This is a genomic window from Legionella cherrii, assembly GCF_900635815.1.
In the GTDB taxonomy this organism is placed as follows: Bacteria; Pseudomonadota; Gammaproteobacteria; order Legionellales; family Legionellaceae; genus Legionella; species Legionella cherrii.
The window spans coordinates 2,460,482-2,487,173 of record NZ_LR134173.1 but is presented as its reverse complement, the minus strand read 5'-3'; the positions used below and the strand labels follow the sequence as shown (position 1 = coordinate 2,487,173).

Genomic DNA, 26,692 nt, shown 5'->3' with positions numbered 1-26,692 from the left:
GATCATCAAATTCATCAAAAAGCTGTTAAAGAGAAACAGAGCTCATGTGACTCCTGTTGCTTCAGCTTACATAATCCCGAGGAATAAACATTCCATATCTAAAGCGGACATTAGTAGCAATGCGCTCAAAGTACTGAACCGCCTAATTGGTGCTGGTTTTCAAGCCTACATCGTGGGCGGAAGTGTCCGAGATTTATTGCTGCATAAAGCCCCCAAAGATTTCGATGTTGCAACCGATGCAACACCAAATCAAGTCAAGAATTTATTCAGAAATGGACGAATTATTGGTCGGCGATTCAAGCTCGTTCATATACTTTTTCATCGAGAAATTATTGAAGTTGCTACGTTCCGAGGACACTTGGCTGCTGATGAGAGCCAACAAACAAACGAACGCGGAATGCTGGTTCGTGATAATGCCTATGGCTCACTCGATGAAGATGCTTGGAGACGCGATTTCACAATTAACTCGCTCTACTACAATATCAATGACTCCACTATTATTGATTTTACTGGTGGTGTTAAGGACGTTGAAGAAAAGCTCATTCGTATGATTGGCGATCCAACAAAACGTTACCAGGAAGACCCTGTGCGAATGTTACGGGCGATTCGATTTAGTGCAAAATTAAATTTCAAACTTGCACCCGAAACAGAGGCCCCTTTCCCTGAAATTAGCCATCTCATAACCCATGTCTCCAATTCGCGTTTATTTGATGAAATGACCAAATTATACCAATGCGGCAATGCTGAGGTGGTTCAAAAACTGCTTATGGAATATGGTTTGTTTCAATATTTATTTCCACAAACCAATGCCCTATTAAGCAGTTCATATCCTGTAAATGCTTTATTAGCCATTGCTCTGGAAAATACCGATACGCGCATCAAAGAAGATAAACCAGTAACTCCGGCATTTTTATTTGCAGTCCTTTTATGGTTCCCTATGATTGAATGTTCAAAGGACTTACAAAAAACTGGTGTTGATCCACTCCCATCTATAGAAAAAGCAATGTCACTGGTTCTTGCTGAGCAAAACAAAATTATTTCCATTCCCAGACGCTATACACAAATTATTCGTGAAATTTGGTTACTACAGTATCGTTTTGCCAAAAGACTCGGAGGAAGAGCCTTTAACCTCTTACAACATCCACGCTTTAGGGCAGCATATGATTTTATGGCATTACGCGCTCTTGCAGGGGATGAGTCCATGGAGCTCGCACAATGGTGGACGGCGTTCCAGGATGCAGACGAGGCCGAACAAGGCAATATGGTTGCGCAATTAACACCTGACACGCAGAAGCGTAAACGCCGCCGTAAGCCAAAACCCAAAAAAACAAGCGATTCATAATGAATGTTTGTTACTTAGGGTTGGGATCAAATCAGCACGACCCTGAACGTCAACTTCGAAAAGCAATTAAATCAATAAAAGCATTGCGCTGTACTGTCGTTACTAAAGTATCATCCTTTTATTGGTCTAAAGCCTGGGGATTACAAGGACAACAAGATTTTTGTAATGCAGTAGTTGAGCTTTCTACGGTTTTATCTCCCTTGCAACTACTCAATGCATGCCAAAAAATTGAAAAGAAACAAGGAAGAATCCGGAAAAAACGCTGGGGTCCCAGAATTATTGATATTGATCTTCTTTTATATGAAAATCGTGTTGTTCAATCTAAGAAACTCATTGTTCCTCATCCACACATCCACTCTCGAGATTTTGTTTTGACGCCTCTAAAGGAAATAAATCCTGATTTCAGATGTATTGCAATCGTGTAGTCTCGGCATAAATAACTAATTAGACACCATCAAATATCCAGCATGAGTAATATCTAAAAAGTATGGCCAATATGGCGCCACCGCTCAACCATTTAAACTAAATTATTTCATATTTTGTAATGTAAAATAGGTACTTATACCAAGGAATCTACTATTATTTACAATAATAAATACCATTGAGAGGCTTCTATGTATAAGAATATTTTATTTGCTACGGATTTGCTCAAGGAGCATAATCATCTCACAGAAAAAGCAATCTCTATTGCCAAACAATTTAATGCTACATTATATCTGTTGCATGTTATAGAGCTTCCTGCGAGTTTCCAACTAGCCCAAGGTTTAGGTTTTACAGAATTAGCAAATCCTGCCAAAGATGATGCGCAAACCGTTTTAGCCTTACTGGGTGAAAATTATAATATCCCGCAAGCACAACAATTTGTTGAGGTAGGCTCAGTCAAAGAACATATCTTTAATAAAGTTAAAGAATTAAATTGCCAGCTTATTGTTATCGGAAGCCACTCTTCGGTTGGTTTGCATTCATTTTTGGGTAGTACAGCGCATGCTACGGTTAATCATGCCCCATGTGATGTTTTAACATTACGTCTTTAATAATTTAATTTTTTCTCTGCGCTGTTATTAAAGGATTAATTATTATGCAAATCACATTTCTTGGCGCCAATGGAACTGTTACAGGTTCCAAGTACCTTCTTTCGTTTGATCAAAAAAATATTTTGGTGGATTGCGGGCTTTTTCAAGGTCCAAAGGAGTTACGTCTAAGAAATTGGAGCCCACTGCCATTTAGTCCGGAAATATTGGATGCTGTTATTCTCACACATGCCCATATTGATCATACCGGCTATCTCCCTTTATTGGTGAAGCAGGGTTTCAATAATCCCATTTATTGCACGTATGGGACTAAAGATTTATGTGAACTCTTATTACGTGATAGTGCGCATCTCCAAGAAGAAGATGCCAAACACGCTAATGATCACCATTATTCAAAACATCACCCTGCTCTTCCTCTTTATACGCTTGAAGATGCTGAAAATGCATTAAATCTGTTTCAGCCGCATGCCTACAATAAAGTAATACAACTGAATACTCACCTAAGTGTTCGATTGATTCCTGCCGGGCACATCATTGGTTCATCTTTTGTACGAATACAATATCAGGATACCTCGCTACTTTTTAGCGGAGATTTAGGAAGAATGCATGATCCGGTAATGAAGACACCTACAGAAGTTCAACAGGTTGATTACCTTGTCATCGAATCAACTTACGGCGATCGTCTTCATGAAATAGAACCACCCAAGCAGACATTAAAAACAATTATTAATAAAACCATTCGACGAGGCGGCTCAGTTATTATTCCAGCATTTGCTGTGGGCCGTACGCAAGTGCTATTGCATCATCTTTCTGAGTTAAGAAAAGAAAATGCGATTCCAGATGTTCCTATTTATTTAGATAGCCCTATGGCGATTAATGCAACGCAAATTTTATATAACCATATAGAAGATCTTCGGTTAACCCAAAGCCAATGTCAGGAGCTCTGTGATGTTGCAACCTACGTGAGGGCCATGGATGAGTCGATTGAATTGGATTTAGATAAAACACCCAAGATTATTCTCTCTGCAAGTGGCATGGCATCTGGTGGTCGTATTGTATTTCATATTAGAGCCTACGCCTCGGATCCACGTAATACTTTATTGTTTACTGGGTTCCAAGCAGAGGAAACCCTAGGTGCAGAAATTCTTGCAGGTAAAAAGTTTATTGAAGCCCATGGCAAAATAATCCCTATAAATGCTCAAGTAGAAGCTATTCGAAGTACCTCCGCCCATGCCGATTATGGTGAAATACTTGGTTGGCTTAAACAATTCCAACAGCCACCTAAAAAAACTTTTGTAACTCATGGAGAACCAGAAGCTGCACTCTCTTTAAAGCACAAAATTGAAACACAACTCGGTTGGGAATGCACTATTCCTGAGTATGGACAAAAAGAGCAATTATGAGTAAAAAGCACACAACTTTGACGCTTAAATACTTAGGAATTAATACCCATAAAGAGCCTGTTATTTATATGCGTCAAGATTGTCATATTTGTAAATCGGAAGGATTCACTGCCCAAACGCGTGTTCGGGTTATACTCAATAAGCGCTCTATTGTTGCTACATTGAACACAGTAGAAACTGATTTATTAAGGCACAATGAAGCCAGTCTTTCAAATTATGCATGGGAACTACTCTCCGCAAAAGAAGGCGATGAGATCGCAGTAATTCATCCTCAACCACTTGATTCTCTTAGTTACATTCGCTCCAAAATTTATGGTAATGAATTAACTGCTGAACAAACAAACCACATCATCAAAGACATTGTATCCGGTCAACTTTCTGACATTAATATAGCAATGTATATCGCAGCGAGCGGTGGTGACAGACTTTCACAGAAAGAAATTATTGATCTTACTCGTGCAATGATCGATTCTGGGCAACAATTATCGTGGGAGCTTCCGTTCATTGTGGATAAACATTCTGTGGGTGGCTTACCAGGAAATCGCACTACACCTATTGTTGTTTCAATTGTTGCTGCATTTGGCTTAGTAATTCCAAAAACCTCCTCAAGGGCCATCACATCCCCAGCAGGAACAGCAGATACAATGGAAGTATTTACCAGGGTTAATTTAACGCTCAATGAAATGAAAAAAGTTGTGGAGCAAGAAAACGGCTGCTTGGTTTGGGGAGGATCGATGTCATTAAGTCCTGCTGATGATTTACTAATCCGCATTGAACGAACCGCAAATATTGATAGCGAGGGTCAAATGGTTGCATCTATTCTGTCAAAAAAAATTGCTGCGGGCTCAAATCATCTAGTTATTGATATGCCTATAGGAACCACAGCTAAGGTTCGTTCGATTGAAAGGGCTGAATCTTTAAAACAATTACTAAAATGTGTTGCCGAAGAATTTGGCCTCAAAATAAAAGTAATATTCAGCGATGGATCACAACCGGTAGGTCGTGGGATTGGACCTGTTTTAGAGGCACTGGATGTATTATCCGTTTTAAATTGCGATCAAAATGCGCCACAAGATTTACGTGATCATGCTTTAGTATTAGCGGGACATATCATAGAGTTTTCCCCTCAGGTTTTGCCAGGTCAAGGACTAAATATAGCAACTCATTTACTTAATAGTGGCAAGGCCTTAGCTAAATTTGAAGCAATTTGCCGGGCTCAAGGAGGTCTACGAGAGATAAAAAAAGCACCGGTTGTTCATACAATTGAATCCACACGCTCAGGGATCGTGATTAACATTGATAATCGTCATATCTCTCAAATGGCAAAATTAGCTGGAGCACCAAAATCAAAAGCAGCAGGTGTTGAGCTATTAACAGAACTGCATTCGGTAGTCAAAAAATCTCAGCCCCTTTTTAGAATCTACGCAGAAACTCGTAGTGAACTCAATTATGCTCTTGATTTCCTGAAGCAAGGGCATGAAATATTTCAAATTGAGGCCAGCACATGAAAAACCCCATACTTTTTACATTATTTGGACATGATAAATTGTCGCACACAATCCAAAAAAAATGCCATTATGAGTTTGGGCAAATGAGCTTTCATCAATTTCCGGATGAAGAAACTGTGGTAAAAGTTGACTCTGATGTGGCCCAGCGAATAGTCATATTTGTAGTCAATCTGGCGCATCCCAACTCGAAAATTCTTCCACTTTTATTTGCTGCACAAACAGTAAAATCTTTGGGTGCATCCAAAATAATCTTAATAGCTCCCTATCTCACTTATATGCGTCAAGATAAAGTATTTGAATCGGGTCAAGGCATTACTTCTGCCTATTTTGCACAATTGATTTCTTCTTATTTTGACGGCTTAATCACGATTGATCCCCACTTGCATCGTTGGAAGGATTTAAATGAAATTTATGAAATACCAACTACCGTGTTGCATGCGACCAATGCGATTGCCTCCTGGATCCATCAACATGTACCCAATCCAATTCTTATTGGTCCTGATTCAGAGAGCGCGCAATGGGTTGAAACCATTGCATTAAAATCTAGTGCTCCTTTCACCATATTAGAGAAAAACAGGAAAAGCGATACCGAGGTTGAAATTTCTATTCCTGGGATTAATCAATATATTAAATCAACCCCTATACTCATTGATGACATTATATCTACTGGAATGACAATGATAGAAACATTGAAGCATATGCATTCCTTAATGATGCAACCCGCTATTTGTATCGGTGTTCATGCTATTTTTGCTGGCGCTGCGTATCAAAAACTTTTAGCTTCTCATATAACCAAAATTATTAGTTGTAACACTATCCCTCATCCCTCAAATCATATTGATATAAGTCAAGATATCATTGATTCGCTACTCAAGTGGAGTCTATAAATGAATAGAATCATCACACCTACAAATTCTATTAATATCATTAAATCTTCCGGTGAAAAAGTTCTCTTCAATCCCCATCGCATCTACCGCTCCTTAAAACGGGTTGGAGCGGACCAATCACTTATAAATAATATTGTTAGTGAAGTGTCACAATCTGTAGTTGATGGAATGACCACACATGAAATATATCGGATTGCATTTCGGCTTCTACGCAATCAGTCAAAAGCCTTGGCGGGTAAGTATCATCTAAAACGCGCGATTATGCAGCTTGGATTTTCCGGATATCCTTTTGAAAAATACGTTGCGGAGCTCATGCGACATCAAGGCTATACGGTACTCAATAATCAAATTATCAACGGACATTGTGTCAACCATGAAGTTGATGTAGTTGGTGAACGTCAAAACGAACATGTTTTTGTCGAGTGCAAATACCATAATCGTCTAGGTCTTGCATGTGATGTAAAAATTACTTTGTATATCAAAGCACGTTTTCTTGATATCGAACAAGCTTATAAAAAAAAACCTGGAGAAACGCTACAAGGATGGCTTGTTACTAATACTCGCTTTACCAACGACGCAATACAATATGGTCAGTGCGCTGGTTTACATTTAATTAGCTGGGATTTTCCGGAAAAAGGCAGTTTAAAAGAGTTAATTGAGTTTTCAGGCTTATATCCTATCACCTGCATTACCAACTTTACAAAAGCAGAAATCGAAATGCTACTTGGAGAAAATATACTTTTATGCAAAACAATTGCTGAAAATCCTGCGATTCTTAATAAATTAAATATTGGTGGTACACGAATGAAACAGATTATTACACAATGCAAAGCGCTCTATAAATCGAAAAAATACGTGGATTAGGATAATAAATCGATGTAGGTTGGGCCTTGGCCCAACGATTTCTTAAATGCTATATATATTTAGTATTAGATTTTATTTTTTAAAGAAATTGACAGCAAATCAGTGACTAGTTCTTACTTTTTTGCTCTCTTTTTGACATGCTTCATTAATCTTCTTTTTTTATTCACTTGGCGTTGTGATAATTTAACTTTTTTATCCGCAAAAGGGTTTGTTCCACCTTTAAATTCAAGTTTCAAAGGAGTCCCTACCAATCCCAAATGTTTAATAAATTCATTATTTAAATAACGCTTATAGCTATCAGGTAAATCAGCCAATTGATTTCCATGAATTACAATGACAGGAGGATTGTGACCACCAAGATGAGCATACCTCAATTTTATTCTGCGCCCACTCACACAAGGAGGAGTATGTTTCGTGCTGATATCCTGAAGTAAGCGTGTTAATCTTGGGGTGGAAAAAGATTGGACGGCTGAAGCATAAGCTTCATTTATGTCTTTAAATAAGCTCCCCACTCCGCTGCCATGTAATGCAGATATAAATCGAATTTTTGCAAAATTTGCAAAATGCAGTCTTCTGGATAATTCACTTTTTACCTTTTCCTTATGCTCCTCATCCAGACCGTCCCACTTATTTACTGCAATAACTAAAGCCTTACCGGATTCAATAATAAAACCAATCAAATTCATGTCTTGATCAGTAATTCCTTCCCTTGCATCAAGAAGCTGTAAACACACATTAGATTCTTCAATGGCTTGCAATGTTTTAATTACAGAGAATTTTTCAATTTTTTCATCAATTCGAGATTTTCTACGCACACCCGCTGTATCAATCAACACGTATTTCTGCTCATCACGAACAAAAGGAATTGCGATACTGTCTCGGGTTGTACCAGGCATATCATAAACAACAACCCGCTCTTCGCCCAAAATGCGGTTAATTAAAGTTGATTTTCCAACATTAGGGCGACCAGCAAAGGCAATTTTAATTGCATTATCTTCTTCAGTTGCATCATCTTGAGACGCAAATGGTGCTAATACCTTATCAAGGAGCTCTCTAATTCCACTACCATGAGATGATGAAATAGAATGAATATCTACAATACCCAAGGCATGGAAATCAGCACAAGCCACATCATCATCCATCTGTTCCGTTTTATTCACAACAAGATGTATCTTTTTACTTAATTTACGCAAATTATTGGCAATTTTTTCATCAATACCAGTCAGGCCTGAGCGTCCATCAACTAAAAAAAGAACGATATCCGCCTCATTCAGCGCTATCTCTGATTGCTTCGACATTAAATTATCAACAGCAATATCGTCAACACCGATACCACCAGTATCAACAACGATATAGTGTTTATTATTATGCTGAGCTTGGCCATACTGCCTATCGCGAGTTAAGCCAGGAAAATCAGCAACTAGGGCATCTTGAGTCTTCGTTAACCTATTGAATAAGGTAGACTTACCAACATTAGGACGCCCAACAAGTGCAATCACAGGGATCATTTATTAACTCACAGATAATTGATTAAGCATTCCATTGTCTGTTAATACATATAACTTTCTTCCAACCACGCTTGGAGAAATACTGACACCACCTGAAACTTTTGAACGAGCTATAATTTCACCTGTTTGAGCATCAATAAAATGGAGATAACCCGTTTTATCCCCTACAACCAAATCATTTTTAACCAGAGCTGGCTCAGTCAATCCTCTTGCTTTCAGACTGGTTTGTTTCCAATTAACTTGGCCATTACGCTTATCAATAGACCATAAGACATCATGACTATCCGTTACATACAAGGTATTACCATTTAAGACCATATTTTTATAGACAGAACCTGGCTTTCTCCAAATGAATTGTCCATCAGTCAAAGAAAGTGCACCAATGTATCCCTGATAACTCGCAAGATACACTACATTATTTTCTATAATCGGATCAGCGTCGATATCGACTAAGCGCTCTACATCGCTGGACCCAGAGGCATATACAATACTTCGTTGCCATACTAAGCGCCCTGTTTCACGATCGTATGCATCCAATTTACCATCAGAAAAACCGATTAACACTAAATTTCCCATAGCAACAGGAGATGAGCCCGCCTTGAGAATTAAGCTGGGTGCACCATGCTCTGCCATCCACATTTGCTTACCGTCTGCGGCATTAAATGCATAAACTCTACCATCGATTGTCTTAACGATTACTTTTTTACCTAGAATAGTAGGTGGCGATAAAATTTCTCCAGTAACCTTGGCGTGCCACAGTTTTTTACCATCATTTTGATTTAGTACCACTAATGACGAGTTATTAGTGCCTAAAGCAATATAACCACGGGCTACAGCAGGACCACTAACCAAACCATGCTTCAGCTCCGTAGCCCATTTTATTTTACCATTATGTTTGTTAATTGCTTGTACTAAACCACTTGTGTCTGCAGTATAAATAACACCGCCACTGACTACAGGTTTTATCCTTAGATATTCTTTATTTTTAGAAGCCTTACCTGCAGAAGTAGTCCAATTTTGCTCCACTTTAATTTTATCTTTAACTTGCTTCAGTTCTTTAGGTTTTGGCGTGTTGTCTTTACCTAACATGTAATCATCAAGTTTTGAACATCCCTGAATTAAAGTACAGAGAATTAAAATAAATAATTTCATTTTCATGAAAATTAAACCTCAAATTTGTGCTATACAAAATATATCAATAATTGTGATAACCGCTTTGAATTTCCATCCTGAGCAAACGCGAAAAACATGGAAAATTAGACGTTTCGCACCACTGCCTACAGGCTCCTATTAATCGTTATGCAGACTCGACTTTTTTATTCTCAGAAATCATTGAATGTGATTTACTTGCTATCGCATTAGTTTTCATTTCTAAAAATAAATTACCCATTCCATTATTTTTCACTTCATCCAAAGCCAGTTTGTAGGAACTCATGGCTTCCTGATATTGACCAGTAGCACCATAAATATCACCTTTTAATTCATTAATTACTGGCAAATAAGTATTATCATCAACACTACTCAGTTCCTTAAGGGCATTTGTATAAGATTTTTCTGCGGCCAAGATTCGTGCCAAACGGATTTTTGCGATCTGCTTTAAGGACAACATTTTACTGTTTGCTGCAACAGCTTGTAACTCATCTGTGGCTTTATCCAGTTTATTTTTGGATACGTAAATTTTCGCAAGAGTCATATGTGCTGCATCAGCATAGACTGTATTACTGTGTTCATGAATCAATTCATTCGCATAGGCTCGTACCGATTTAATATTTTGATTCGACAGAGCAACCATCATTTGTTCATAGGCAATTGATGCCTGTTGTGTCAGCTTTTCCTGATGCCAATTCAAATATCGATATCCTGCAATACCAAAGAGGATAAGCGATAATACTACGGTGACAAGATTACCGTATTGCTTCCACCATTTTTTTATCGATTCTAATTGTTCCTCTTCAGTCATATACACTGACATAGCGTTCTCCTACCTCACTCGAAATAATCTTTTAATACTTGATTAATCATATTTTGATTCACAGTAATTTGCTCCGCTTCATTACGTAAATCTTTAATACTGATTTGTTGATTTGCTAATTCATCTTCACCTAAAATTAAAGCGAGGCGTGCACCACTTTTATCTGCCTTTTTGAATTGGCTTTTGAAACTACCACCCGCAGTATTTACTGATACTTCAATTTCTGGATAAGCGTTACGTATCAATTCAGAAATTAGAAGTCCTTTTATCACAGCCTGTTCATTATCAGTAATAATATACAATGCATTCTTTTTTCTCTCTTCCTTCAGAAGAGCCAAAGTTTCCATCAACAAGTATATTCTTTCTATACCTAATGCAAAACCTACAGCAGACGTTGGATTACCGCCTAATTGTTCCACCAATATATCATATCGTCCTCCGGCACAGACAGTAGCCTGACTGCCTAATTTATCAGTTACCCACTCAAAGACGGTATGTCCATAATAATCGAGTCCCCTAACCAAAACGGGATTGACTACATAAGGTACCTGTAATGCCTCAAGCCCCTCACAAAAAGACTGAAAATGCTCACGACTTTTTCCATCAAGAACATCCATTAATTTTGGTGCATTAGCCAATAACAGCTGCATTTCAGGATTTTTACTGTCCAAAATCCGTAATGGATTACGGTTTAATCGGCGTTTGCTGTCCTCATCCAACTGATTTTCATGATCAGTCAAATATTCGACAAGAATTTTTTTATAACGCTGCCGTTCCTCTAACTCACCTAAGGTATTCACCTGTAACTGCACAGAATCGGCAAATCCTAATTGCTCCCAAAATTTACGGCAAATTGAAATTAACTCCAATTCAACCATTGGACCGGGTATTCCAAAAACCTCCACACCTAATTGATTGAATTGTCGATATCGTCCTTTCTGAGGTCTTTCATGACGAAACATAGGGCCTAAATACCACAATTTTTGCTGTTGATTGTGCAAAAGTCCGTTTTGTAAGCAAGCACGAACACAGCCTGCAGTACCTTCGGGTCTTAAGGTAATACTGTCCCCATTTAAGTCATTAAAAGTATACATTTCTTTTTCGACTATATCGGTTACTTCGCCTATAGTCCGTTTAAATAATTGGGTACTTTCAACAAGTGGAAATCGGATTTCCTGATAACCAAAACGAGACAACACCCTCACAAAAGTTTGTTCAATAGTCCGCCAAGATGCCGTTGCATCAGGCAAAATATCATTCATTCCTCGTATTGCTTGAATTCGCTCAGCCACCTATTTTCTCCAAAGGAGACATTTCCGGTTTTGGATTTAATAATGATTGCATTTTTGATATATCAGTAAGCTTCAGTTCTGTAGTTTCCATTGCTGGTGTTTGATTTAACGATAAATCAGCAGGAGCATTTTTGGCAGGAAACACCTGTTGGGTATCCCTGTTTTTTTGCCACCAAACACCTACAGCAACGATCACGCCTAAAGCAAATAAAATTGTAAACCAACGAATCACATGTTCTGCCTTGTGAGATTCACGCTTACTTTGCTGCCATAAGAGGGCGCGATCCGATTTTTTCTCAACGACAAACTGCTCATTAAATATGGCTAAATAAGGCTCAGGGGAAGTACCTAATAATTTAGCATAAGCACGTAAATAACCTTTAACAAAAACAGGTTCTGGTAACAAATGAAATTCATTGTTTTCAATTAATTCAATAATACGAGCCCTTAAGTGCAATTTATTGGCAACATACTCAACTGTATATCCTTTTTGTTGGCGTATACTAGCAAGTTGCTCGCCTGGATTCTTATCATGCTCTATTATATTTTCATCCAGCGTGGTTGTTGTATTCATTATTTACTCCACTATTATCGATATTGGAATTCAAATTATTTATGCTTTGTTCATATTCTGCAGCTATAGCATGTTGCCCAACTTTATCAGAAGCTTCTTTGGCCAAAATTAATAATGCCTTATCATTCAAAACTAGCTCAGGATGCTTCTGTACCATAGCAAATGCCTCTGAATCATGTCCCATTTTAATTTCAAGTTTTAGTAATTCGTAAAATGACACTTTTCTAGAGGGATCCTGATTTAATGCTTTTGCGAAATAACTCTTGGCTTTATCTTCATTTGGAACTGATAGCGCACAAAGACCTGCATTTTCATAAGCTCCTGCAGTATGCAAATATTTTAAATCATTAACCGCTTTTAAAAAGTAAGCTTCAGCTTTTTTATAATCACCTTGTCGGCATAGAAAAGCTCCGTAATTATTAAGCTGGGCGCCGCTGTTTCCCGCTACCGACAGGGCTTTTAAATAGTATTTCTCTGCTTGATCCAACTCTTTTGTTTGTTCAAAATAATAAGCCATTGCCGAATTAACATCAGGTGAATTCGGTTCTTGCTCTAATGCGGTGATCAGCTTTTTCTTAGCTCTAGGTCTATCACCTTGTTTTAAATAACCTAACCCCAACTGAACATTATATGACGCAGCCTTACTGAGATCCGGTTTTTTTAAATTCTGTGTTTCACTTTCTTCATCATGCGCACATGCCTGCAAAAACAGACAGGTTACAATCATCAAGAGATAAAACTTTTTAAACACAATATTTCACACTAAGGTTAGAAATGATTGCGCATTATAACCGCTTACAAATAAATTAAAAATGATTTGTAACAAATAATGACTTTTACTGTAATTCAGATGACAAAATTGGGACTGGAGACCATGAAAAGGCCGCTCCGTCATCCCTCGAGTAGTGAAAGATCGCCACCTCTAGCGCTGTGTTACGATGAAAAGTCCTTCGCTATACTCGGATGACATCAAAAAGATCTCGGATTATGCTGCATAATCAAAGCGAACAGACATTCACGTTGCGCCGATTATTCTGCAGTCTTGAGCTCTTGATTTGCTTTAGGCATAAAGTGTAACTTTTGCCATCTTTGAGAACGACTTGTCCTGTCTTTAACCTCACCCGCCAATTGACCACATGCGGCATCGATATCATCTCCGCGTGTTTTTCGAGTAATTGTATTAATGCCCTGAGCGATTAACATATCTCTAAAGGCATCAATTGCTTCCTGAGATGAACGCTCATATTGTGTCATCGGAAAAGGATTAAAAGGAATTAAATTGACTTTAGCTGGAACATCACGCAACAACTTTATCAATTGCTTTGCATGCAATGGCTGGTCGTTAACCCCCTTAAGCATTACGTATTCAAAAGTCACTTTCCTTCGCGGTTCATTTTTAAAATAAGTTTTACACAAGGCCATTAACTGAGCCAGAGGATATTTTTTATTTATAGGGACCAACTCATTTCTTAATTCATCATTGGGTGCATGTAATGAAACAGCCAGAGCTACAGGACTGACCTCTCTTAAACGCTCCAAGTCAGGCAATACTCCAGAAGTACTTAAAGTAACGCGACGTTTTGATAATCCGTAAGCAAAATCATCCATCATTATATTCATTGCTGACACTACATTATCAAAATTGAGTAAAGGTTCGCCCATTCCCATCATCACGACATTTGTCACTCTTTTGTCATGCGCACCCTGTTGTAATGATAATTCACGTACTGCTAACCAAACCTGACCAATAATTTCACCAGTAGATAAATTACGATTAAACCCTTGTTTTGCAGTGGAACAAAAAGAGCAATTTAATGCGCAGCCTACTTGTGAGGAAACACATAAAGTTCCACGATTAGCTTCAGGAATAAATACTGTCTCAATACAATTGCCACAATCAAGTTTTAAAAGCCATTTGTGGGTACCATCATTCGATTTTTGACAAGCAACGATTTCAGGTAATTTAATATATGAGAGTTGCGCAAGCTTTTCTCTTAATGACTTGCTTAGATTCGTCATTTTAGTGAAGTCAGATAAACCTGCTTGATGAATCCACTGTATTATTTGTTGGGCACGATAAGGCTGTTCGCCCCAGCTATCCAGCAGTTCACGCATTTGTTGGTAATTGTAATCCAGCAGATTTACTTTTTGCACAGTCATTGTTACTCCAAATTTAATGACGTTGGACAAGAAAAGTGTAGTTCTGGAGCAGCGCAGTGAAGCTGCCGTCATCCCGAGTGTAAGGAGGGATCTCCCCTCGTAACACTGTGCTATAGTAGGAGATATTTCGCGACGCCGGGATGACAGGATTATAGCGCTGCTCAGCGCTACATTACTACAGTCATTAAATATCTAAAAAATAATTTTTATCGTTCACAAATTTCATGAGGTTCAAAGAAGAATGCAATTTCACGAGCAGCATTTTCTAAGCTATCTGAACCATGGACTGCATTGGCATCAATGCTATCAGCAAAATCAGCACGTATGGTTCCAGGAGCAGCTTCTTTAGGATTTGTTGCGCCCATGATGTCTCTGTTTTTCATTACCGCATTTTCTCCCTGTAATGCCTGAATCATCACTGGACCTGAAATCATGAATTCTACCAAATCTTTAAAGAAAGGACGTGCGCGATGAATGTCATAAAAACTTTCTGCTTGTTCACGTGAAAGTTGCATCATTTTTGCAGCGACTATGTTTAAGCCAGCATTTTCAAAACGAGTATAAATTTGACCTATAACCGATTTAGCAACTGCGTCGGGCTTAATAATTGACAATGTTGTTTCTTTTGCCATCAGGGACTCCATAGGGGGTTAGTTAAAGTGCCATATTATACACGAAATAATGGCTATATGGCTAATATAAATTCATTTTTATATGATTATGGTCTTGATGATAAAAGCAAAACAGATTCCGAAGTTGTTTTGCTTTCCGATATCGATTGAGACATTATAGAGACCCTATGCTTTTATCAAAATATAAAGGCTCTCTGTTAATCGCATCTTGCTCGGGATCAATTTTGTATTCAGGCAAGGATTTCATTAAATCAATAACACGAATAATCGTATCAAAAAACTGATTTCGATACGAATTGGCTGACCGATTAATTTCGTCGGTTTGCTGAACATAATCCATGATTTGATCATCAAAATCGATGTTCATTTGTAAAATTTCTGATAATGAAGTTAACATTTTACCTTTTAAGTCTTCTGTTAGGGAAATCTTAAGTACTTCATTCATTTTCGCAATAAAGAGAGAACCATTAGTTTGAATTTCGATTACATTACAATAAATCAGTGCATGATTAATAGCTTGACGAATTTGACTCTTTTTCACTTTGTGACCAGCAGCTTTTAGTAGTTTGTTAAGCGAGCTGATTGCTTTTTCAAGTTCGGCATTAAATAGTTGAGTCATTTGAATCAAAATACGTTGACTGTTTGCAATCAAATAATCCTGATCCCCCTGCACCTTTTGAAACTCCTCACCCAGTGCAACTAATTGTTGCCGCTCATTTTCTATAATTTCACGTGTTGCAGCCCCTTGAGCCTCTTCGCCTTTGGAATTTTCACCAGAAAGTAGATAATCTATAAATAATTTCTGGACATAAACATGATAATCATTCGCCTGCTGTAAGACGATACCGTTGAGTACGCTTTTTAATGGAACTTGTATTAATCGATGGTAAAAACTAAATGGACTTTTAATTGCTGCCACTAGGTCCGTTTGTGCTAAATTAACATTGTATCTTCCTAATATACGTTCAGCTGTTATTGCACCATAAGTTGAAAACCATTGGTTTAATTCATTATCAATTTCTTCCCCGTTCATTTTTCATCCAATTCAATTTCATTAAGGTATATGATATAAGACAATTTATTTTTATAAGTATAGTGTATCTCGCAGATGTTAAAACGTTTAGACAATGATTTACAATTATTAAATGATTTTCTTCAGGTAAAAACGCCCCAAGCATGGTTGGATTTCGCAGCAGCTCATATTCCTTTGCTGTTAATTGACCATGCCCATTGTGAACGCAAAGCAGCAGCAACTGCCATTAATTTTATGAGCAAATATCCAGAAAAAAATGAACTGGTTGACGTGATGTCTCCTTTAGCTCGGGAAGAGTTACTTCATTTTGAAAAAGTCATTCATTTTATGACCCAAAGGGGAATTCAATTTTGTCCTTTGCAACCTTCAGGCTATGCGACCCAAATGCATAAACAGGTTACCAGCAGAAATGTCCTTCAACGTCTATGTGATCAGCTGATTATTGGTGCCATTATTGAAGCCCGTTCCTGTGAGCGCTTTCATGCGATTATCCCTTATCTTGAGGATAAGGACTTAATCAAATTTTATGGAACTTTAATTAAATCAGAAGCACGTCATTTTGAGGAGTATCTGCGACTGGCAAAATTATACGGTGGAAATATAGAACAGCGTTTACAATTGTTTTTATCATTAGAAAATGATTTCATTTTATCAACTGATTCGGTATTCCGTTTTCATAGCGGAATACCGCAATCCTGATTAAGAGTGATTAAGGAGCAGCGGGTGTGCTCTGCGCCTCTTGTTGTTCCTCATATTTCAAGGTGGCATTGTCCTTGAGGAATGTAGCAAAGCTTGTTTTTGGATCATTATTTAATTCTTTAAATTTATCCTCATTCAATAATACACCAGATGCATGATGTCTATAAACTCCTTTATTGGCATGAGGAACAGGGAGGTAACCCTGTTCTTCTAACCAAATATCAACAAATTTTTTAAACGCTTTATTTGCTGGATTTTCTTCTTTTTGACGTTGGATATCTGCAGCTAAGGAAGTACCATCATCGGCACGAGTTAAGTCCGCTATGTTAACTTTCCCATCTTTAAATGTAACTTTTTGCTCCAAAACCGGGGGTTCAATATCACTTATCCCCCTAATAGCTTTATGAAGTATCGCCGTTTTAAGCGACTGATATATTTTTTCGTTAGGATGAAATAAATGTCCAAACACGGGGAAAGGTCGAGTAGCCTGCTTTACAAGGTCCAATCCCTCACCGGCAACTTGTTCTGACGATATGTTTATCGCTTTGTTCAATTTTGTTAATAAATTCAACAAGGACATCATATTGGAACGCCAGTCGATGGTGGAGTTTTGGTCTGAGTTAATCAGATGATCAGCCAATTGCTCTACTTCTTCCCAATAAGTTTCAGGGCCGCCCTCTTTTCGATTTTTGAGCTTATGTTTGCTTCTCAACTCATCCATAACCTTGGCCCACTGCTGTCGCTGTTTGGCTTGTTCGGTCTCTAGCGCTGCATTGTACTCTTTATCTCTTTGTTCTTTGCGGAGTTTTTCCGCTCCCTCCAGAGAAGTTTTATTCGCTGCTTGCTTTTCCGCTTCAAGCTCTTCTTTAGTTCGGGTCATAACCTATCACTCCAAGATTACATATGGGCAAAATAGAGCCCTTTTGTATGATCATAACACAATACCTGGGGTTTGTCATCCCAATCACTGAGTACATAACGCCTTAATTCTTGCGAATTATTTTGATACAAAGTGATGCCCGGTTTATGTGTATGACCATGAATTAATTGAGTTACTTGATAATGTGACATATGCTTAATTACTTCATCAGCAACGACATCCATTTCTTCTACAGATTTGTTCTGATTCATCTGACTTCGATCACGTATTTGCTTCACTAACCGTTGACGATATTTAATTGGTAAACTTAAAAATAAAACAGAAAATATTCTATTTCGAGTTATCAGCCTAAAGCGCTGATGCGCTAAGTCTTTAGTACAATATCGATCACCATGGACTAAGAGTATTTTTTCCTGCCCTAATTGGATTACCGTAGGCTCAGCTAAAATAGTCCATCCAGCGAGTTTTGCAAAAGTTTTCCCCAATAAGAAATCACGATTTCCATGCATATAAAACAGGTTAATGCCCTGTTTTTTTAAAGAAAATAGCTGATTGGCTATATTTCTGCTCCATTCATCAAGAGTATCATCACCAGCCCAGGCATGGAAAAAATCACCGAGAATATAAACATTTTTAACTGAAATTTTTGCCCATTCAAGAAAATGATTAAAACGCGCCTGGATGTCCTGATCTTCTGGATGCAAATGAAGATCAGAAATAAAAGCAACTTCTATCATAAAGGCTCAATATGTATGTGTTCATCCATTAAATAAATTTGACATGGTCCGTTATAAGGCTGAATCGCATCACTTAAGCGATAAAATCCAGCAATTGATACCAACTCGGCCTCAAGTGACTGACAAAAAATTCGTGCTTCCTTATCACCCGAGATCCCCGCTAAAGCTCTGCCTCTTAAAGCGCCATATACATGAATACAGCCATCTGCCAATAATTCAGCACCATGACTTACGGAAGCAGCAACCACAAGATCGGCACCTTTTGCTACGACTTGCTGACCTGAACGAACCGGTGTGGTAATTAATTTTGTTATTGATTTTGCTGCATCGTGATGAGGATTTTCAATTGGTCGTTCAATAATCGGCTTATCTTGTGTTGAAGATGCATGCAATACCGCTATCCCATGACATTGAGCTAAGGTATTATGTAATACACTTCCCCCTTGAATCGCAACAGGAATCATCCCTTGAGTGCGCGCAGCTTGCAGTAAAGTCTGCAAATCAAACTCAAACTGTTGCACCGAAGACAAATCAAAAACAACGGGAGTATGCTCAAATAACTTGGGGGCTTTAGCAACAGTATCAGCTAGTTGTTGCGAAAAAAGATCTGGGTCCGTGTTTAATACATGCAATACAGTAAATGTATAAAGACGACCTTTAAGCTTAAATGCTTGAGTTTGCGTTATATGTTCACCCATGAGTATGATATCCATAAACAATATTTTTGTTTATACTAACATGTGAAAACCAATAACAGAAGGATATTAAGGTGGATAAACGGTGGTTTGAACAATATCAGAAAGGAGTTCCGCACGAAATTGACGCAAGTCAATATTCTTCCCTCGTAGATTTGTTTAAAGAATCCTGCACGCGTTATGCTAAAAAAACCTCATATACCAATTTGGGGAGCAGTATTACTTTTAGTGAACTGGATGAATTGAGTAGAGATTTAGCTGCTTATCTTCAACAACTGAAATTGGATAAAGGGACTCGAGTAGCAATCATGCTCCCTAACGTAATTCAATATCCGGTAGCTCTATTTGCCATCTTACGAGCAGGATATGTAGTTGTTAATACCAATCCTCTTTATACTACTGACGAACTGGTTCACCAGATAAATGACTCCGGTGCTGAGGCAATTATTGTACTCGCTAATTTTGCAAAAACCGTTGAAAAAGCATTAAATTCCATGCCCACATTAAAGCATGTCATTGTCACTGAGATAGCCGATCTGTTTTCGACACCAAAGCGAATTATTATCAATTCAATAATTAAATATGTGAAAAAAATGGTGCCTGCTTATAATATTCCCCACGCAGTAGCTTTTAATTATGCATTGCTTGAAGGAAAACAGTCGCCCCTTCATCATGTGGAATTGGATCATGATGACATTGCATTTTTACAATATACCGGAGGAACAACCGGTGTGGCAAAAGGTGCTGTTTTAACTCATGGGAATATGGTCTCCAATGTCCTCCAAGCCGACGCATGGATTAAACCAATAGGTTTAGATGGTGATGAAACCATTGTTACCGCAATTCCTCTCTATCATGTTTTTTCTCTTACTGCGAATTGTTTAACTTTTTTAAAACTCGGTGCAAAGAACATCTTGATCACCAATCCTCGTGACGTAGGACACTTTATTAAAGAAATCAAAAAAGCGCATTTTTCAGCAATTACCGGTGTAAACACTCTGTTTAATGCATTATTAAATCATCCTAAATTTAAAGAAGTTGATTTCAGTAAACTGAAAATTTCGCTTGCTGGTGGAATGGCTTTGCAAAAAAGCGTAGCCCTTAAATGGTTGGAAGTTACCAAAACTCCCGTCTTAGAAGCTTATGGCTTAACTGAAACCAGTCCTGCTGCCATCATTAATCCCATGAACCTTGTTGAATATAACGGAAGTGTTGGACTACCGCTTCCTTCTACCGATGTGATTATTCTCGATGATGAGGAGCATGAAGTACCAATAGGTACAAGTGGCGAAATATGTATTAAAGGACCTCAGGTAACTCCTGGATATTGGAAACGACCTGATGAAACTGCATTGGTATTTACTAAAAATGGCTATTTAAAAACTGGTGACATTGGCAAAATGGATGAAGAAGGTTTTATTTACTTAGTTGATCGTAAAAAAGATATGTTACTCGTCTCCGGATTTAATGTTTATCCAAATGAGGTAGAACAAGTGATTGCAATGCACCCCGGTGTTTTAGAAGTCGGGGTTGTTGGCATTGTTGATAAAGAATCTGGTGAGCGTGTTAAAGCCTGTATTGTGAAAAGAGATCCTAGTTTAACTGCAGAACAAATTATTGCTTATTGTCGCGAACATCTAACCGCTTATAAAGTCCCTAAAGTAGTTGAATTTTACGATGAGCTTCCCAAAACAAATGTGGGAAAAATTCTTCGTCGGGCACTTAAAGACAGTCATTCGACTTCTTCTCCTAGCCATCCAGAAACAAAACCCGCTGTGGCCATTTAATGTTGATAGCATTTGCAGCCCGGATTAGCGCAACTAATCCGGGATTTTACGCCGCCATCCTAAGCGAGGAGGTCCGCCGCTACACTGGGAATGACGTGCACTGCATATTCTCTTATACTCCTATTTAACTAATTGCCTCATTATGCGGGCTGTTGCACCCCATACCCAATCCTTATTCGCAGTAAATTCACAAGTGACATAACGACGTCCACCACGCTCAATCATAAAATCTTTATAATTTTTTGGATCTTGAACTAATGTCATTGGTATAGAGATAAGGCGAACTACTTCATGAGAATTTAACTGATAAGGATGAACAGTCTCAACACTCGCAAACCAAGGATGAATAACACTTCCTAAAAGAGTTTTCTGTATGTCCAATTCTCTTATCAGTGTAATACGGTCTGGAGCAATTCCCAACTCTTCATTCAATTCTCGAAGCGCAGTAGCATAATAATTTTCATCCCCTTCCTCCCATAAGCCACCAGGGAAACATATTTCACCGGGATGTGTTCGCATCTGATCACTACGTTTTGTCAAAATGAGCGAATCAGATAGTTGTTCATACAAAACAACCACTGCCGAATGCACAATTTTTTTATTTTTAAATTCAGTTAAGTCCATTAATGACCGCTGCTATTTTGATAAAACATTCACGATATTCATCTTCACAGTCTGAGTCAATAACAATTCCACCACCAGCAGCTAAATGCAAAATATTCTCTTTGGCAGTGACTGTGCGAATAGCAATATTTGTATCAAATCGTCCATGTCGTGAAAAATAGCCTATGGACCCACAATAAATTCCACGTGCATACGGTTCTTGCTCATGAATAATTCGCATGGACTCAATTTTGGGTGCTCCAGTAATAGACCCCCCAGGAAAGCAGGATAAAAATGCTTCGAAAGGCAGAATTGATGGTAAGCATTGAGCTTCAATTGTACTTACTAAATGATGTACTGAGTTATAACTTTGTACTTCACATAAATGGGTTACGTGTACTGAACCAGGCAGAGCAATTTTACCTAAATCATTCCTTAATAAATCAACAATCATGACATTCTCAGCCCGATTTTTTTCACAAGAAGTTAATTTATTTTTTAACTGCTCATCTTCAATGAGATTATTAGAACGCCCTATTGTTCCTTTAATAGGAGATGCGACTAATTTACCTGCCTCATGAAATAGAAAACGCTCTGGCGAGAAACTTAAAATATCTGCATGGTCTGTTTTCATAAAAGCAGCAAAAGGAACAGGATTTTCACTGCAAATTTTATCGTAAAAAAACCAACTGTCTCCTTCATAAGCAGCATGAAAAGGCTGAGTAAGATTGACCTGATAGCTTCTTCCCTCGTTTAAGGATTGATGGATAGAGGAAAATGCCTCTAGGTAATTCTGTTTGGACACCAAGGGAGTAAAATTACTTTTAATTAATGCAGTGCTCCGTTGTCCGATTGAGTTATTCCATAATTCGATGACTTCATCAACTATTCCAGGGGTAGATGGATGTGTATTGGCTGCAAACAATGTAATAATTTTTTTATGATGATCTACAATGATTGCCCAATCATACAAACCAAGATCCAATAAATGCATATTCTCTAATGTGGGTTGTATCCGGGAGTTTATGCCAAATAACTTTGCACCAAGATCATAAGATACATATCCCAGAGCCCCACCTTGAAAAGGAAGATCAGCCACAGAGGGTAATGGGGATAAAATGTGATTGATTTCCTTTACTAAGTACGATAAATCGGAAGCGCTGTGATCAATTTTGATGCAATCATAAGGGTAGGCACTAAGGATATCATAGCGCCCATGAATGCGGTCTGTACTCTCTAGAAGAACAAAACCAGGTAGATGACGTAACTTTTGATAATAATCATGCAGTGTATGATGATAGTCCAATGAATGGAATACAAATTGACTCAAAATAGACCCTCTTAGGTAATTATATAACTTAGATAGCATGAGTAAGGATCAGCAGGGCTGAAGAACGACCCCCGCTGCGCGGTACTCAGCGCTACAAAATTACTTCTTTTTTAATATCATTCCAACACTAATTCTCTGGTTTTTAAATTAATTTGTGAGTATGCTATGCAAACGCTTTATTGACAAGGAGCCTCATATGTCAACAGTTGCTCAATTTGATATTACATATATTCAATTTTTAAATGAACATGGAAAATTAGTCGGCCAACTCCCCGCTTTTGCCCATGATCATTCTGCACTAAAAGAGCTTTATAAAATCATGGTTCTTACACGTACCTTTGATAAAAAAGCCATTGCTTTGCAAAGAACAGGTAAAATGGGCACTTATGCTCCTATTAACGGACAGGAGGCAATTTCCACAGCGATAGGCCATGCGATGCGTCCTGAAGATGTGTTGATTCCATATTACCGTGATTATGCTGCTCAATTTCAACGTGGTGTAAAAATGTCTGAAATTTTAGCATTTTGGGGTGGTGACGAACGAGGAAGTCAGTTTTCTTGTAATTCAGAAGACTTACCAATATGTGTTCCAATTGCTTCTCAATGCTTGCATGCAACTGGTGTTGCATTTGCTTTCCAATATAGAAATCAACAACGCGTTGCTGTAGTTTGTCTTGGAGAAGGTGGAACTTCAGAAGGTGATTTCTATGAAGCGATGAATGTTGCAGGTACTTGGAATTTACCTGTCGTTTTTGTGGTTAACAACAATCAATGGGCTATTTCAGTTCCTAGAGACCAACAGACAGGTTCAAAAACTATTGCTCAAAAAGCAATAGCTGCTGGTTTTAAAGGCATACAAATCGATGGCAATGACATATTGGCAACAAGACAAGTTATTGGCGAGGCAATTGAAAAGGCACGACGTGGTGAAGGACCTACTTTAATTGAAGCGATATCGTACCGATTATCTGATCACACAACAGCGGACGATGCCACTCGCTATCAACCTTGTGAGGAAGTTGAAAAGGCCAAGCCCAGGGAACCAATCTCTCGATTCAAAGAGTTTCTTATGGAGCAAAAAATCTGGAATGCCCATGACGAAGAAAAATTAGTAATCCATTGTGCTGAAGAAGTAGAAAAAGCAGTTAATGAATATCTGAGTATGAAAATGCAGCCTATTAGCAGTATTTTTGATTATCATTATGCTGAATTACCCGAGTATTTAGTGGAACAACGCGCAATAGCTATGGAGGAAGCAACTCATGCCTGATATTACTTTGATTGAGGCAGTAACTCAGGCTTTGGCTTATGAGTTAGCTCATGATGAAAATGTGGTAGTTTTTGGTGAAGATGTTGGCAAAAACGGAGGTGTATTCCGCGCCACAGTGGGATTACAAGAACGCTTTGGTGAAAAAAGAGTATTCGATACTCCTCTTGCCGAATCGATGATTGCAGGTTTGGCCATTGGTATGTCAATCCAAGGACTAAAACCCGTCGCTGAATTTCAATTTATGGGATTTATTTATCCTGCCATGAACCAAATTATTTCCCATGCTGCTCGTATGCGTAATAGAACACGCGGACGGTTACATTGTCCTCTTGTTTTTCGAGCTCCTTTTGGTGGGGGTATCCGGGCTCCAGAACATCATTCAGAAAGTACTGAAGCGTTATTTGCTCATATTCCAGGGTTACAAGTGGTAATTCCCTCCTCCCCAAAGAGAGCTTATGGCTTGCTCTTAGCCGCTATGCGCAATCCTGACCCAGTCATTTTTCTTGAACCTAAACGAATTTATCGTTTGGTCAAGCAACCTGTTGAAGATAATGGTCAAGCACTGCCTATGGGTAAATGTTTTACTTTGCAAGAAGGTGACGACGTTACCTTAATAAGCTGGGGTGCCAGTATTCACGAAACACAACAAGCAGCGAAACAATTGGGTGAAGAAGGAATTTCCTGCGAAGTAATCGATGTTGCAACCATTAAACCACTGGACATAGAAACAATTTTAGCCTCTGTAGAAAAAACAGGACGTTGTGTTATCGTTCATGAGGGAGCAAAAACTTGTGGGGTTGGCGCCGAAATTTCAGCACAAATTATGGAAAATTGTATGGCTGATTTAATGGCCCCAGTTCAGCGGGTAACTGGATATGATACTGTAATGCCTTATTTCCAATTGGAAAAACAATACATACCCAGTATTACACGTATTAAAAACAGCGTTATGAGCATAATGGAGTAATAATGAATATTTTCAATCTACCTGATTTGGGTGAAGGCCTACCAGATGCTGAGATACATGAATGGTTTGTCAAAGAAGGCGATACTGTGGTAGCAGATCAACCTTTAGTTTCTATGGAAACCGCAAAAGCAGTTGTGGATGTACCTTGCCCTCAGTCTGGAACTATTAGCAAGTTATACGGAAAACCTGGTGATGTCATTAAAACAGGGGAGCCTTTGGTTGCTTTTGAATCAACCAGTGCCAAGCCAGCAGACAAAGGAACAGTAGTAGGTAATTTAGAAGAAAGTAGTGAAGTTTCAGAAGACAACTTTACTATAGGTGCGCAACACTCTTCTAGAAATCGTATCAAAGCCACTCCTGCGGTAAAAATGCTTGCCAAAAAACTGGGTGTTGATTTAGCTACGCTTAAAGGAACTGGAGAGTTTGGTGTCATTACTCGTGATGATGTTCAGGCACAAGCAGATAAAAATGCTGAAGTTCCAGCTGGTTTTGAACCGTTACGCGGAGTTAGACGAGCAATGCTCAACAGTATGATTCAATCTCATACAGAAGTAGTTCCTGTAAGTATTTTTGATGAAGCAGATATTAGTGCTTGGAAACCAGGTACTGATATCACAGTTCGTTTAATCCATGCAATGATCTACGCTGCTAAAAAAGAACCTGCATTAAATGCATGGTTCGATACAAAACATAGTGCTCGTCAATGTTTTAAGCAAGTCCATCTTGGATTAGCGATGGATAATGAAGAAGGATTATTTGTACCTGTAATTCATGATGCTGGAAAACTTTCCGATGCCGAACTGCGAAAAATGATCAACGATTTTAAACAATCTGTTAGTAATCGAGAAATTACCGCCGATAAATTGAAAGGAGCTACAATCACTCTTTCCAATTTTGGAAAATTTGCAGGTCGCTTTGCAAGTCCGATTATTGTTCCACCCATGGTTGCTATCTTGGCCGTAGGTAGACTCTATCAAGGGGCTGTTGTTAATACCGAAGGCGTCATTGAGGCACATAATATCCTGCCATTATCACTAAGTTTTGATCACCGAGCAGTTACTGGAGGCGAGGCAACTCGTTTCTTAGGTGCTGTGATGGAGTCATTGCAGAAGGAATAATTAAAAATCCCTTCTCTTATTGGTGAGAAGGGATTTTTCCTCACTTAATAACAAGAAAGTCTATTGTTGTTGCATTTTTTGTTGCATTTTACTTTTTAATTTTTCTGTTAACTTTGTTTTACATTGTTGCAGTTGATCTGGGCTAAAATTGGTATTTGGTAATTTTTTGTTACCCATTGCTACGGGTAAAACACAGTCTTTGATTAATCCTTTACCGGCTTTTTCACCGCCTTTATAGTAACCATTTTGCATACAAGAAATTGCAATAGCTTTACAAGATCCTGCCCAGCCAAAGAATGTAACACTCATTAATAAGCTAAATATACCAACCTTTGCAAATAATTCGTTCATGTTAATAATTCCTTTTAAATTGAGGATAAAAATCTATTTTTAATAAATG

General features: G+C 38.3%; 27 protein-coding genes. 12 read left to right on the top strand and 15 right to left on the bottom strand.

What is annotated here, in order from left to right; all coding sequences use genetic code 11:
- Nucleotides 1-46 precede the first annotated feature (46 nt).
- From pcnB to EL022_RS10480, 7 genes are all read left to right on the top strand, one after another.
- Nucleotides 47-1,342 carry a polynucleotide adenylyltransferase PcnB gene (pcnB, locus tag EL022_RS10510; RefSeq protein WP_028380624.1) on the top strand — a complete coding sequence of 432 codons (1,296 nt, stop codon included), beginning with the start codon at nt 47-49 and terminating at the stop codon, nt 1,340-1,342.
- Nucleotides 1,342-1,767 (top strand): 2-amino-4-hydroxy-6-hydroxymethyldihydropteridine diphosphokinase, encoded by a 426-nt coding sequence (gene folK / locus EL022_RS10505; RefSeq protein ID WP_028380625.1) that lies wholly within the window; start codon nt 1,342-1,344, stop codon nt 1,765-1,767. The genes pcnB and folK overlap by 1 nt, the downstream gene beginning before the upstream one ends.
- Before the next feature lie 189 nt (nt 1,768-1,956).
- Nucleotides 1,957-2,376: a universal stress protein gene (locus EL022_RS10500; RefSeq protein ID WP_028380626.1), complete on the top strand. Its 420-nt coding sequence runs from the start codon at nt 1,957-1,959 to the stop codon at nt 2,374-2,376.
- Nucleotides 2,377-2,420: 44 nt separating this feature from the next.
- Nucleotides 2,421-3,776, top strand: coding sequence for an MBL fold metallo-hydrolase RNA specificity domain-containing protein (locus EL022_RS10495; RefSeq protein WP_028380627.1), 1,356 nt, complete (start codon nt 2,421-2,423; stop codon nt 3,774-3,776).
- Complete coding sequence (locus EL022_RS10490; RefSeq protein ID WP_028380628.1) at nt 3,773-5,284, top strand: thymidine phosphorylase family protein; 1,512 nt, start codon at nt 3,773-3,775, stop codon at nt 5,282-5,284. Before EL022_RS10495 ends, EL022_RS10490 begins: the two co-directional genes overlap by 4 nt.
- On the top strand, nt 5,281-6,171 hold the full coding sequence (locus EL022_RS10485; protein WP_028380629.1) for a ribose-phosphate diphosphokinase: 891 nt from the start codon (nt 5,281-5,283) through the stop codon (nt 6,169-6,171). Before EL022_RS10490 ends, EL022_RS10485 begins: the two co-directional genes overlap by 4 nt.
- Nucleotides 6,172-7,035, top strand: coding sequence for a restriction endonuclease (locus EL022_RS10480; RefSeq protein WP_028380630.1), 864 nt, complete (start codon nt 6,172-6,174; stop codon nt 7,033-7,035).
- 113 nt (nt 7,036-7,148) lie between these two features.
- On the opposite strand, the gene der is transcribed toward EL022_RS10480, so the two are convergent.
- The 9 genes from der to EL022_RS10435 all read right to left on the bottom strand — a co-directional run bounded on the left by der (nt 7,149) and on the right by EL022_RS10435 (nt 16,206).
- Nucleotides 7,149-8,543 (bottom strand): ribosome biogenesis GTPase Der, encoded by a 1,395-nt coding sequence (gene der, locus EL022_RS10475; protein WP_028380631.1) that lies wholly within the window; start codon nt 8,541-8,543, stop codon nt 7,149-7,151.
- A gap of 3 nt (nt 8,544-8,546) precedes the next feature.
- A complete protein-coding gene (bamB, locus tag EL022_RS10470) occupies nt 8,547-9,701 on the bottom strand; it encodes an outer membrane protein assembly factor BamB (protein ID WP_028380632.1) in 1,155 nt (384 codons plus the stop codon).
- A 139-nt stretch (nt 9,702-9,840) separates the two neighbouring features.
- Nucleotides 9,841-10,515, bottom strand: a complete 675-nt coding sequence (locus tag EL022_RS10465; protein WP_028380633.1) for a YfgM family protein — start codon at nt 10,513-10,515, stop codon at nt 9,841-9,843.
- Between the two features lie 14 nt (nt 10,516-10,529).
- On the bottom strand, nt 10,530-11,807 hold the full coding sequence (gene hisS / locus EL022_RS10460; RefSeq protein WP_028380634.1) for a histidine--tRNA ligase: 1,278 nt from the start codon (nt 11,805-11,807) through the stop codon (nt 10,530-10,532).
- Nucleotides 11,800-12,381: a helix-turn-helix domain-containing protein gene (locus EL022_RS10455; protein WP_028380635.1), complete on the bottom strand. Its 582-nt coding sequence runs from the start codon at nt 12,379-12,381 to the stop codon at nt 11,800-11,802. The genes hisS and EL022_RS10455 overlap by 8 nt, the downstream gene beginning before the upstream one ends.
- Nucleotides 12,356-13,108, bottom strand: coding sequence for a type IV pilus biogenesis/stability protein PilW (gene pilW / locus EL022_RS10450; RefSeq protein WP_193392434.1), 753 nt, complete (start codon nt 13,106-13,108; stop codon nt 12,356-12,358). Before pilW ends, EL022_RS10455 begins: the two co-directional genes overlap by 26 nt.
- 302 nt (nt 13,109-13,410) lie before the next feature.
- The gene (gene rlmN, locus EL022_RS10445; protein WP_028380637.1) at nt 13,411-14,541 is read right to left on the bottom strand and encodes a dual-specificity RNA methyltransferase RlmN; all 1,131 of its coding nucleotides are present in this window, start codon (nt 14,539-14,541) and stop codon (nt 13,411-13,413) included.
- A gap of 206 nt (nt 14,542-14,747) precedes the next feature.
- The gene (gene ndk / locus EL022_RS10440; RefSeq protein ID WP_028380638.1) at nt 14,748-15,173 is read right to left on the bottom strand and encodes a nucleoside-diphosphate kinase; all 426 of its coding nucleotides are present in this window, start codon (nt 15,171-15,173) and stop codon (nt 14,748-14,750) included.
- Between the two features lie 154 nt (nt 15,174-15,327).
- Complete coding sequence (locus EL022_RS10435) at nt 15,328-16,206, bottom strand: hypothetical protein (RefSeq protein WP_028380639.1); 879 nt, start codon at nt 16,204-16,206, stop codon at nt 15,328-15,330.
- Between the two features lie 75 nt (nt 16,207-16,281).
- Here EL022_RS10435 and EL022_RS10430 point away from each other — a divergent pair, with 75 nt between their 5' ends.
- The gene (locus EL022_RS10430; RefSeq protein WP_028380640.1) at nt 16,282-16,905 is read left to right on the top strand and encodes a MiaE family protein; all 624 of its coding nucleotides are present in this window, start codon (nt 16,282-16,284) and stop codon (nt 16,903-16,905) included.
- A gap of 10 nt (nt 16,906-16,915) precedes the next feature.
- Here the strand turns inward: EL022_RS10430 and EL022_RS10425 are convergent, their stop codons facing one another.
- Genes EL022_RS10425 through minC form a run of 3 tightly spaced genes read right to left on the bottom strand, consistent with a single transcriptional unit; the run spans nt 16,916 to nt 19,220 of the window.
- On the bottom strand, nt 16,916-17,785 hold the full coding sequence (locus EL022_RS10425; protein WP_028380641.1) for a hypothetical protein: 870 nt from the start codon (nt 17,783-17,785) through the stop codon (nt 16,916-16,918).
- Between the two features lie 17 nt (nt 17,786-17,802).
- Nucleotides 17,803-18,522: a UDP-2,3-diacylglucosamine diphosphatase gene (locus EL022_RS10420; RefSeq protein WP_028380642.1), complete on the bottom strand. Its 720-nt coding sequence runs from the start codon at nt 18,520-18,522 to the stop codon at nt 17,803-17,805.
- Nucleotides 18,519-19,220 carry a septum site-determining protein MinC gene (gene minC / locus EL022_RS10415; RefSeq protein WP_028380643.1) on the bottom strand — a complete coding sequence of 234 codons (702 nt, stop codon included), beginning with the start codon at nt 19,218-19,220 and terminating at the stop codon, nt 18,519-18,521. Before minC ends, EL022_RS10420 begins: the two co-directional genes overlap by 4 nt.
- A 71-nt stretch (nt 19,221-19,291) precedes the next feature.
- Between minC and EL022_RS10410 the strand changes: the two genes are divergently transcribed.
- Nucleotides 19,292-21,004, top strand: coding sequence for an AMP-binding protein (locus EL022_RS10410; protein WP_028380644.1), 1,713 nt, complete (start codon nt 19,292-19,294; stop codon nt 21,002-21,004).
- Between the two features lie 120 nt (nt 21,005-21,124).
- Here EL022_RS10410 and EL022_RS10405 read toward each other — a convergent pair whose 3' ends face one another.
- Complete coding sequence (locus tag EL022_RS10405; RefSeq protein ID WP_028380645.1) at nt 21,125-21,628, bottom strand: NUDIX hydrolase; 504 nt, start codon at nt 21,626-21,628, stop codon at nt 21,125-21,127.
- Complete coding sequence (pabB, locus tag EL022_RS10400) at nt 21,615-22,937, bottom strand: aminodeoxychorismate synthase component I (RefSeq protein WP_028380646.1); 1,323 nt, start codon at nt 22,935-22,937, stop codon at nt 21,615-21,617. The genes EL022_RS10405 and pabB overlap by 14 nt, the downstream gene beginning before the upstream one ends.
- Nucleotides 22,938-23,133: 196 nt before the next feature.
- On the opposite strand from pabB, the gene pdhA reads away from it, so the two are divergent.
- The 3 genes from pdhA to EL022_RS10385 are packed head-to-tail and all read left to right on the top strand — an operon-like array spanning nt 23,134 to nt 26,292.
- Nucleotides 23,134-24,207: a pyruvate dehydrogenase (acetyl-transferring) E1 component subunit alpha gene (pdhA, locus tag EL022_RS10395; protein WP_028380647.1), complete on the top strand. Its 1,074-nt coding sequence runs from the start codon at nt 23,134-23,136 to the stop codon at nt 24,205-24,207.
- Nucleotides 24,200-25,174, top strand: a complete 975-nt coding sequence (locus EL022_RS10390) for an alpha-ketoacid dehydrogenase subunit beta (RefSeq protein WP_028380648.1) — start codon at nt 24,200-24,202, stop codon at nt 25,172-25,174. Before pdhA ends, EL022_RS10390 begins: the two co-directional genes overlap by 8 nt.
- Nucleotides 25,175-25,176: 2 nt before the next feature.
- Nucleotides 25,177-26,292: a dihydrolipoamide acetyltransferase family protein gene (locus EL022_RS10385; protein ID WP_028380649.1), complete on the top strand. Its 1,116-nt coding sequence runs from the start codon at nt 25,177-25,179 to the stop codon at nt 26,290-26,292.
- 60 nt (nt 26,293-26,352) lie between these two features.
- On the opposite strand, the gene EL022_RS10380 is transcribed toward EL022_RS10385, so the two are convergent.
- Nucleotides 26,353-26,643, bottom strand: a complete 291-nt coding sequence (locus EL022_RS10380; RefSeq protein ID WP_028380650.1) for a hypothetical protein — start codon at nt 26,641-26,643, stop codon at nt 26,353-26,355.
- Nucleotides 26,644-26,692 lie beyond the last annotated feature (49 nt).